8 protein-coding genes and 3 pseudogenes are annotated in these 9931 nt (G+C 32.2%); 5 read left to right on the top strand and 6 right to left on the bottom strand.

Annotated elements, in window-relative coordinates:
• The 3 genes and pseudogenes from BG20_RS11390 to bioA form a co-directional block, all read right to left on the bottom strand.
• Positions 1 to 896, bottom strand: a pseudogene (locus BG20_RS11390) (aminotransferase class I/II-fold pyridoxal phosphate-dependent enzyme); the annotation flags it as partial.
• A 177-nt stretch (positions 897 to 1073) separates the two neighbouring features.
• Positions 1074 to 2051 carry a biotin synthase BioB gene (gene bioB, locus BG20_RS11385; protein WP_048097266.1) on the bottom strand — a complete coding sequence of 326 codons (978 nt, stop codon included), beginning with the start codon at positions 2049 to 2051 and terminating at the stop codon, positions 1074 to 1076.
• Between the two features lie 146 nt (positions 2052 to 2197).
• Positions 2198 to 3435: pseudogene (bioA, locus tag BG20_RS11380) on the bottom strand (adenosylmethionine--8-amino-7-oxononanoate transaminase).
• A 185-nt stretch (positions 3436 to 3620) separates the two neighbouring features.
• Between bioA and BG20_RS11375 the strand changes: the two are divergent.
• The 4 genes and pseudogenes from BG20_RS11375 to bioD all read left to right on the top strand — a co-directional run bounded on the left by BG20_RS11375 (position 3621) and on the right by bioD (position 5903).
• Positions 3621 to 4148 (top strand): TPM domain-containing protein, encoded by a 528-nt coding sequence (locus tag BG20_RS11375; protein WP_010195574.1) that lies wholly within the window; start codon positions 3621 to 3623, stop codon positions 4146 to 4148.
• A 116-nt stretch (positions 4149 to 4264) separates the two neighbouring features.
• Positions 4265 to 4429, top strand: a complete 165-nt coding sequence (locus BG20_RS12875; protein WP_010195573.1) for a hypothetical protein — start codon at positions 4265 to 4267, stop codon at positions 4427 to 4429.
• Positions 4430 to 4469: 40 nt separating this feature from the next.
• The gene (locus BG20_RS11370; RefSeq protein WP_010195571.1) at positions 4470 to 5081 is read left to right on the top strand and encodes a LemA family protein; all 612 of its coding nucleotides are present in this window, start codon (positions 4470 to 4472) and stop codon (positions 5079 to 5081) included.
• Positions 5082 to 5218: 137 nt separating this feature from the next.
• Positions 5219 to 5903, top strand: a pseudogene (gene bioD, locus BG20_RS11365) (dethiobiotin synthase).
• Positions 5904 to 5906: 3 nt separating this feature from the next.
• On the opposite strand, the gene BG20_RS11360 reads toward bioD, so the two are convergent.
• The 3 genes from BG20_RS11360 to BG20_RS11350 form a co-directional block, all read right to left on the bottom strand.
• Entirely contained in the window at positions 5907 to 6452 is a 546-nt protein-coding gene (locus BG20_RS11360; protein ID WP_048097267.1) for a hypothetical protein, read from the bottom strand.
• Between the two features lie 4 nt (positions 6453 to 6456).
• On the bottom strand, positions 6457 to 7851 hold the full coding sequence (locus BG20_RS11355; RefSeq protein WP_010195568.1) for a hydroxymethylglutaryl-CoA synthase family protein: 1395 nt from the start codon (positions 7849 to 7851) through the stop codon (positions 6457 to 6459).
• A 112-nt stretch (positions 7852 to 7963) separates the two neighbouring features.
• The gene (locus tag BG20_RS11350; protein WP_010195567.1) at positions 7964 to 8665 is read right to left on the bottom strand and encodes a DsbA family protein; all 702 of its coding nucleotides are present in this window, start codon (positions 8663 to 8665) and stop codon (positions 7964 to 7966) included.
• A gap of 211 nt (positions 8666 to 8876) precedes the next feature.
• Here BG20_RS11350 and BG20_RS11345 point away from each other — a divergent pair, with 211 nt between their 5' ends.
• Positions 8877 to 9833 carry a TackOD1 domain-containing metal-binding protein gene (locus BG20_RS11345; protein ID WP_010195566.1) on the top strand — a complete coding sequence of 319 codons (957 nt, stop codon included), beginning with the start codon at positions 8877 to 8879 and terminating at the stop codon, positions 9831 to 9833.
• Positions 9834 to 9931: the final 98 nt, after the last annotated feature.

Below are 9931 nucleotides of genomic sequence, written 5' to 3'. Positions count from 1 at the left end.
ATTTTTAAATAAATAATCCCCAAACTCCATTGCTGTTTTTTCATTACCTATGATTAGTGGAATAATATGTGTTTTAGAATTAATTTGATAACCTATTTGTTTTAGTCCTCTGATAAGTTGTATCTTGTTACTCTCTAGTTTTCTTCTTTGCTTTTCTCTATTTGACTCAAATCTTTTTAATGAATATTCCACCAAAAAAGATGGTAGTGCAGAAGTATAGATAAATGATTTTGATTTGTTTATGCATAAATCTATGATGTTGTTTGAAGATGAAACATATCCTCCAAATGAGCCCAAACCTTTACTTAAACTGCTAACATACAAATCAATTTTTTTTTCTACATTTTGATAATTTGGAGTTCCTTTTCCATCTTCCCCAATAACAAAATCACCATGTGCATCATCTAGAATTGTAATTGCATTACTTTTTTCAGTGATTTCTGTAATCTCTTTTAATTTAGATATATCACCATCCATGCTAAATATCCTTCTGTCACTACGAACTTGTTTTTCCCTTTTTGTTTTAGTTTCTTATTTAAATCATCTATGTCATTATGTTTGTAAATTATTATTTTAGCTCCTGAAAGCTTACATGATTCAATTATGCTTGCATGATTTAATTCATCACTTAAAATCAAATCTCCTTTTTTTGAAATAGCAGTTATTGAACCTAAATTTGCCATGTATCCAGTTGGGTATATCAAGGAATTTTGATGTGATTTGTGCTTTGCAAGTTTTTCTTCTAATTTTTTATATGCTTCATCATTTCCAGAAACTAATCTGGAGCTTGATTGCATCTGATTGATTTTAGTTTTTGTAACTTGTATTCCTAAATAATCATTTGAACATAAATTTAATAATTTTTTTCCATTTATTGTAATGTGTGCTTTGTACACTTTACCATATCGTAATTTTCTGTAAAGGTTGTTTTGTCTTATTTGTTTTAACTCTAAATCTACATAGTGTAATTTGTTATTCAAAACAGGCCATCTTACATTCAAATTTTTCTTTGGTAAATTCTTTTCTTATTGGCCGTTATTGTATTTAACACAAAAACATTATTTTTCTATGATTTAGGCTTCTAGCCCTATCTTTTTGATCATGTTCATGTCTTTTTGAGAATCGTTTCCTCCCATGGTTAGATAGCCTGAAGTGATTATTCCATTTGCACCACTTTGTAGTAATTCCTCGCCTGAGTCATTCAGATTTGTCTCTCTCCCACCTGAAATTTTTATAACAGATTCTGGCAAAAGAAATCTGACCACTGAAAACATTCTTACAATCTCCGTGTTTTCCAATTTTGTTTGCAATTCCAATGGAGTTCCTGGAACTGGAACTAAAATGTTTATTGTGACTTCTTCTGGATAAAGAGTTGCTAATTCAAGCGCTAATTCTAACCGCTGTTTTCTAGTTTCACCTAACCCTATAATGCCACCAGTGCATAATTCTAATCCTGCATCACGAGCAATGTATAGAGTCTTCAATCGATCTTCGTAAGTGTGAGTAGTGCATATTTCTGAAAATTTTGATTTTGATGTTTCTAGATTGTGATTGTATCTTTTTACTTTAAGCTCTTTTAGCTTTTTTGCTTGAACTGGTGTGAGAAATCCCAGACTACATTCTACACTTATCCCTACTTTATCATTAATTTCTTGAATGATGTTGCAAACTTTCTCAAAATCTCTTGGTGATGGCTCTCTCCATGCTGCAACAAGACAATATGATTCCGCTCCTTCTTTTTTTGCCTTCTCAGCTTTGATTACAACTTCTTCTGCTGGAGGCAATTGATACGTGTCAATTCCGGTATTGAAGAATGCTGACTGACCACAAAAAGAACAATCTTCACTACATGCATTTTTTTTAATATTGTTTAACTGTTCTACGTCAACACGATTCCCATTAAAATCACGTGTAATTTGATTTGCTGCTCTTGCTAACTCTCCAATGTCTTTATCTGGTAAATTAAAGAGTTTTTCAGCGTCATCACTTGATATTCCAGTTCCAGAAAATACTTTTTCTTGACATTCTTTAATAAAATCGTGCATGCTCATCATATCTTTGAATCAAATTCCATTAAAAAAGATTAGTAGGCTGTTGAATATTTTTGTGCGTGAAAAGTCCATTTTTATCTCTAATGTTTAAAGTGGATTTGATTTGAAACCTATTCCATTTCAGGCGTGTTTTAGTTTTTAATTTTCTATAAAACCTGATTCTGAGCTGATTTAATGGTCTTAATTGTTCTATTAAGCAAAGTATCTAATTCGTTTTCAGATATTGCTAAAGGTGGTACGATCATTACAATATTTCCCAATGTCCTGAGATAAATCCCATGTTTTTTTCCCTCTTCAAAGAAAATTTTGTTAATTGATTTTTTTGGATGTATTGATACTTTGCTTTGTTTGTTTTTGACTAGTTCTATTCCCATAAGCATTCCTTTGTGTCTTACATCTCCAACCGTTTCCAATTCTGATATTCTTTCATAATATTCCTCAAATACTTTTGATGTTTTTTAATTTTTTTAATCAAGGAATATTTTTCATATAATTTTAAATTTTCATTTGCAACTGATGCTGCTAATGGATTTCCAGTAAATGTATGTCCATGGAAGAGATGTTTCCAATCATCAAATTCTCCTAAAAATGAATCGTATATTTTTTTATTTGCTAATGTTGCAGCCATCGTTATGTATCCCCCAGTTAGCATCTTTCCATATACTGCAATGTCTGGAATGCTTTTCTGTTCAGTATACTGCAGCATTGAACCCAAACGTCCGAAACCTGTTGCTATCTCATCTAATACTAAAAGTATATTGTATTTTTTACATAGTTTACTAATTTTTTTTTGAAATCCTTCTGGAAAGATGTTTACTCCGCCAGCTACCTGTGCACCACTTTCCATGACAAACATTGCAATTTTTTCATCTTTTGAAAATATATCTTCAATTTTATCTATACAAAAATTCTGATAGTCTTGATAGCTAAACCCTTTTGGAATTCTGTATTTGTTTGGAACTGGAATCTGTATTGTTGCAAATAATTGTCTCTTGAATTTGTTGAAAAATTCTGGAATGTATCCAACAGCCATAGATCCAAATGTGTCTCCATGATATCCGTTTTCTAATGTCATGATCTTCGTTTTCTTTTTCTCACCTATGTTATTCCAGTACTGTAATCCCATCTTAAATGCAATTTCCATTGCTGACGAACCATTGTCTGAATAGAACACCTTGTGCATTCCAGGCGATATTTTTATCAAATTTGTTGCAAGATCTTCTGCTGGCTCATTTGTTAAATTAAACATAGACGTATGTTGTGTTTTTTTACTTTGTTTTGTAATCGCATTAATTAATTCTGGCTTGGAATGTCCCCAGACATTACACCACATTGATGCTACTCCATCTAAAAGATTATTTCCATCTGAGTCTGTGAGCCACATTCCTTTGGCTTTTACAATTTTAGTAAATGAATCCCATTCTTTCATTTGGGTGTTTGGGTGCCAAACAAAACTCTTCATTTCAAACGCTCTATTTCGTATTAATTGAACTTAATAATTAAACGATTTATGATGAATTACTCTGCAATAAAAGAAGAATTTTATCATGATGTGATTATTCGTTATCGTTGAAAAAAGTTCTGATGGTTTTTCTTGTTTTTCTTGTTGCTGTGTCTCTTGTCTCTCAAGGATACTCACAAAATGCCAAAGGATCACGTCCTGCATATGTATATGATAATGCAGATGTAATAAGTAGTGAATATGAGTCATTATTAGATAATTATCTACGAAAAGTAGATGATGCAACATCAGTTGAAATTGTCATTTGGACTACTAGTAGTTTTTACGGTCATGGAATCAAAAAAGACAATCAAGAGATTCATGATAGGGATCTTTTGGCACATTATATTTTCAACGATGTTTCTCTAAACAGCATAAAAGGAATTGGTAAAGCAGATAAAGATAACGGTATCTTGATTCTGTTATCAAAAGAGCGTGACTCCTCTGGAGGCTCAATGAGACTAGAGATAGGCAGAGGACTAGAAGGCGATATTACAGATGGAACTGCTGGAGCGATATTAGATGCTTATTTAGTTCCTGCAATGCAATCATATCAAGCAACAAAAGATGTGACGTTTTTGATCAGGCATTTCTAAATACTGTAATTGTACTATCTGAAAAAGCAGGTTATTCAAATAATGATCCTAATTACATTGCATCTGAACCGCTATCAAATCAAAATGAATCTGAATTAAATAATCTGATCTCCATCTTGCCATTTCTTATTATGATAATTTTTGTATTCATAATTTCTCGAAAACGAAAACGACGAGGATTTTATGGAGGGTTCATCGGCGGTGGCTTTGGAGGAGGTGGTGGAGGCGGTGGCTTTGGAGGAGGTGGTGGAGGTTCTGGCGGTGGAGGTGCTGGAAGGTAATACCATAAAATAATATGTGTCCCTCATCTAGACAGCTCGTTTGGTATCAAAGAAAATAATCGGCATAATCATAGGCGTTGTGATAGTTGCTTTAATCTTCAGTATTCTTTATGGTATGTATTTTTCTGGATATAACGCTGCTCAGATTAAAGATGAACAAATAAAAAAATATGCAGCAGACGTTGATGTTCAATTACAACGAAGATATGATCTAATTCCAAATCTAATTCAATCTGTAAAGGGATACATGCAATTTGAAAAGGATGTGCTTGAACAAGTCACAAAACTTCGTTCACAATGGCAAGCAACTTCAAACACAGGGGAAAGAGTAGAACTCAGTAATCAAATAGAACAGGCTCTCAGTAAAATTATTCTGACATATGAAAATTATCCTGAATTAAAAGCAGACTCGACTGTTACGCGATTAATGGATGAACTGGCAGGAACTGAAAATAGAATTTCTGTGGCAAGAACTTACTATAATGATGGAGTACGTGACTTTAACGTTAACATAAGAACATTTCCAAATAATGTGTTTAACCAAAGTGGATTTTTAGGAATGAGTCCATGGGGTTTACAACCATATCCTGCTTATGAAGCAACATCAATGGCACAAACAACTGTTCCTAAAGTTGATTTGACTGTTCCTTAACTGTTTTTTATTAATTTTTCAAATTGATTTTTTATCTTTAATGTAAAATTATTCAAGTTTTGTCTAAAAATTAAAGAAAAGAATCGCCTTTTTTAGATCTGATACAATTATCTATCTCAAAGTATGTCTATTTACTATTGAAATCATTTTTTATTGCTGGGACTGATACTGATGTTGGAAAAACATACATCACTGCTGGTCTTGCGGTGTCTTTTAGAAAAATGAATGTTGATGTTGGTGTAATGAAGCCTTTTGCTGCAGGGATTCCACAAAAAACTGGATTCAAATCTGAGGATGTCGAAATTTTAGCAAATGCTGCACACGTAAATGATCCTGAAGATTTACTGAATCCCCAATTTTTTCCAATCCCTGCATCACCTTATACAGCTTAAAAAATTTAAAAATAAAACCTAATGTCAAACTCATCTTAGAACGATACAAAAAATTATCAAAATTACATTCTATGCTTCTAGTGAGGGAATGGGTGGCATCATGACTCCTATACTAAAAAATTATTTTGTAACTGACTTGATTAAATCAATGAGCCTAGAAACAATTATTGTAACCAGAACAAAAGTTGGCACTGTTAATCATACTATCATGACTTGCAAAATGTGTGAGAATTACAAAATTTCAGTTAAGGGAATAATAATTAATAATTTTGATATAAATGGATATAAAGTCAAAGAATTAAAAAGAGATTTAGAAGATTTAACAAATTACCCTGTACTTGGCTCTATTCCGTTTATTGATGATATGAGTGATGCATCGCTTTATCATATTTTTAAAAAAAATCTTAACCTGAAATCTTTGTTAAATTAAATTTTAAATTCGTAAAATTTTGAATTTGTTTTCTCCTTGAACATTTACAAATTGTCCAATATCGTTAATTATTTTTGAAAATGATGCGTTATTCTTTTTAATTTCATATGTTTTGTTTTGAAAATCTAGTTCTTCTGTACTTATAATCCAAATGTTATCTTTGATTGGTTGGATTTTTTCTAACTGGTTTAATTTTTCTTTCATGACTTTTTTGTCACTACTTTTTGGAATGTATATTATCAAACTTTTCTTGGGATCTGTTTGAAGTGTTTTTAAATTTGGAATTATGATGTCTATCTCTATTTTATTGTATTCTATTTTTCTTTGACTAGGAATCAAGGCATTTGTCAAAAGATAATGGAGTAATCCTGTGGCTAAGATTGCTAAACCTTCTTCTTTCCCCCCCATTGAAACTATTTTGTCAAAACAATTTTCTAAAACATCCTTGATTATCTCGATAAATTTTGACTGTGCAGTTAACTCTTGAATTTTTTTAGATTTTAGATATTCAAACAGATAGTCTTTGATTGGATTTGGTTCTTCTTGCATTAGTTTATTCATTGAATATGTAGCGTCTTTCGCCTCTTGATTCAGTAGTTGTATTTACATCTACTAAAATAAATTCTCTTTTTGTATTAAGCATTGACTCTTCTGGTGAAAGCTTGTTCTCGTGTAATATTTCGTATTCTTCCAAGGTCAGTTTTCTTCTTGGAGCAAGCTCTGCCTCAAGATTCATATCTTTTACAATTTCTTCGTATTGCGGTTGAATTAAACCGCTAAACACCATGGCACTACTTCCGCTTCCATATGATCCGAATCCGACACGCTTTCCATTCAAATCAATTCCCTTTTGATATTCAAATTCTAAACAACTTCTAAATCCAAGATACAGTGACGCTGTGTACAAATTACCAATCATCTTTGATGCCACAAGTGAGCTTGCAAGTTTTGATTCATAAACTTCCTGGAATTCTTTTGTCTTTGTAAATAATTTTGTGAATTCGTGGTCTTTTGCCATGAACTCACCATCGCCTAAAACAGATTCTATTGTTCCACGTGGATCTTTTGGTATTGGCTCTGGAATTCCAATCTCTTGAATTATTTTTTTCCATCTTGGAAGTTGTCGCCATTCATGTCTCACTAAATATGCTAAAGCTTTCTTACCCATATTGCTATATGGCAAATGCATGTTAAGATAATCCATATGATCTAAAATCGTTTCACCTGGTTCTAATTTTATTAATCCTGATGAGAGAGCTTTCTTTTTGTAAGTCTCTAATGCTTTTCTTACTTGAATCATATACAATAGATTAGAATATTGCCCATGTACAATTGGTGTTTCTTTTCCAAAAGGTCGGTAAAAGTCATATTCATCTTTAATCGATGTAGCTGTAACTTTAGGATCAAAAGCTAACAATCTTGGTTCATCATTGAGCAACATTACTACTGCTCCTGCCCCCTGTGTCATCTCCCCACTTGAACCCATGTCGTATTTTGCAATGTCTGAAACTACCACTAGTGCTTGTTTTCCTTCTGCTTCTCCAGCTCTAATCCAGTTTGTATTGTCATAAAGTGCATAGGACCCGCTTACACATGCAAATTTTGTTTCTACTCCACCACAATGCTCAAAAGCTCCTTGACCGTAAACTTGTTCAAGCATTCCAATCACATAAGAATTCATGGCTTTAGATTCATCAAATGATGATTCTGTTGACACATACAGTCTTCCAATGTCTTCTGGTGATAGCTTGTTTTTCTTCATAATCTGAAGACATGCATTTGCTGCAAGACAAGCTGGGTCTTGATTTGTATCTACAATTGCCATTTGAGATACTCCTAAACCTTTTTGGAGTTTTTCAGGGTCTAACCCTCTGGCCTTTGCAAAATCAGATGCATCTATGTAGAGTCTTGGTATGTATATTGCAATATCGTCAATTCCTGCTGCCATCAAGCTTGCCTCCGTCTATACTCATATAAGGATATTGAGCTAATTCTATCTTACTGATTAGGGAATTTTTGTAATTTTTTATATACTTTTTGATAATTGATCGATGATTTTTCTAATTTTCTAATGCTGAATTGAAAATTCTTTCAAAAACATCATATGGTTGAGCTCCACCGATCTTTGTAACTTTGTTATCTGGACTGATAACAAAAAATGCAGGCGTACCAGTTAAACCCAAGTCCTTTGCATCTTTGTTACTATTTGCAATTTTTGTAGAGTATTTTGAGTCTGTCATACATTTAGAGAATTCATCAATATTGAGCCCAACATCTCTTGCAAACTGTAGTAAATTCTTTGAAGATGCCCACCCGTTATTCTCTCCAGTCCAATTATTATACAAAGTATCATGGTATTCCCAGAAAAAGCCTTGGTCGTCTGCACAATGAGCAGCATGTGCTGCAGAAATAGAATCAGCACCAATTATTGTAAAGTCTTTAAAAATTACTTTAACTTTACCCGTTTCTACATAATTTTTGAAAAGTTCATCTTCTGTTTTATGAAAAAACTGATTACAGAAATAACATTGATAATCCCCAAATTCAATCAAAGTAATTGGAGCATTAGGATCTCCCAACACAGGTGAACCATTTTCCATAAATGTATCTGCAGTAACTTGAACTGGACCTGGTTGAGTTGAAGGTGTTGGTTTTACTGCAAGTTCTGGTTCATTATTTAATATTCCAAATGAAAAAAACACTCCAATAATTACAACTGAGGCAACCCCTGCACCTATTGCTAATGACAATGGATGAATCAATGATTGTTAATTTTTTTTGAGGCATTTAGTCTTTTGTACCGTCTACATTTCTGTGATTTTAAAAAGACCTTTTTGCTAATATTTTATTTGAGATAATTGGTAATAGATTTGATTATTGAATCAATAATTGTTCTGATATATTCTCTTCAGTCTAAGTGAACCATTTGATGGCGGTGGACTATTTATTCTACCTTAAATAAGATGATAAATAATGACTACGAAAGATGATGTGCTGATTGTTGAGGACAGTCCTGCAATTGGTATGTTATTAAAAAACTATTTAGAAAAATTAGGATATTCAAAAATTCATACCTGTACAAATGGTTCTACTGCTATTGAAACATTCAAAGAACTTGCAAATCAAGATAGGCATCCTATAGTATTACTTGATTATATGTTACCTGATATGGACGCCCGTTCTATTTTAACACAATTATTAGCAATACAACCAAATGCACGAGTTGTTATGGAAACAGCTACTGAAAAAGATGATGAAGGAATTAAAGAATTGATTCGACTTGGTGTGTATCAATATTTAGAAAAACCTGTTCGTTTTGAAAATCTACAATCTATTTTTGAAACCATTGAAAAAGAACAATCTTTTTTTGAAAATGAATCAGAACAAATCAAAACATTAAATCAAGAAAAACGAGAAGATAAAAAGAAAACTCACGAACTGATTGATCTTATTTTAAGATCGTCAAAACAAATTAGCTTAAATTTGCTAGAACAAATGATTGGCTTCTCTGATGATTCTGTAACTTCGTATTTGAAAGAATTAGAAGATAACCGAAAGATAATTCAAATTGGTGATAAAAAAGAACTTGGATGTAATCAATGTGACTCTGTAAAAATTACTCAAACGTTTTATTGCCCCTCTTGTAAAAGTTCCAATTTCAAATTAGGTAAATTAATTGAGCATTATGACTGTGGAAATATTTCTGAAGAAAATACATATGTTGATGACAAGTGCCCTAGCTGTAATAAATTAATTAGAGCATTAGGTGTGGATTACAGAGTAATGCAAAATCATTACATCTGTAATAATTGTAAAGGTTTTTTCTCAGAAATTTCCAGTGATTATCTTTGTTTAAAATGTGAAAATAAATTTAAACTTGAAGAAGGACGATGGAAAACTAGTAAAAATTTCAAAGTAGTCAATATGTAATTATTTTATGTGTTACTAAATATTCAATTCCTTTGATAAAATCTGAATCTGTAATTTGATCATCTGCCCACCAACCTGCATTTTTCTTAATCCACTGA

Source organism: Candidatus Nitrosarchaeum limnium BG20, from assembly GCF_000241145.1.
Lineage (GTDB): Archaea > Thermoproteota > Nitrososphaeria > Nitrososphaerales > Nitrosopumilaceae > Nitrosarchaeum > Nitrosarchaeum limnae.
This window is presented reverse-complemented; position numbering and strand designations above follow the sequence as displayed.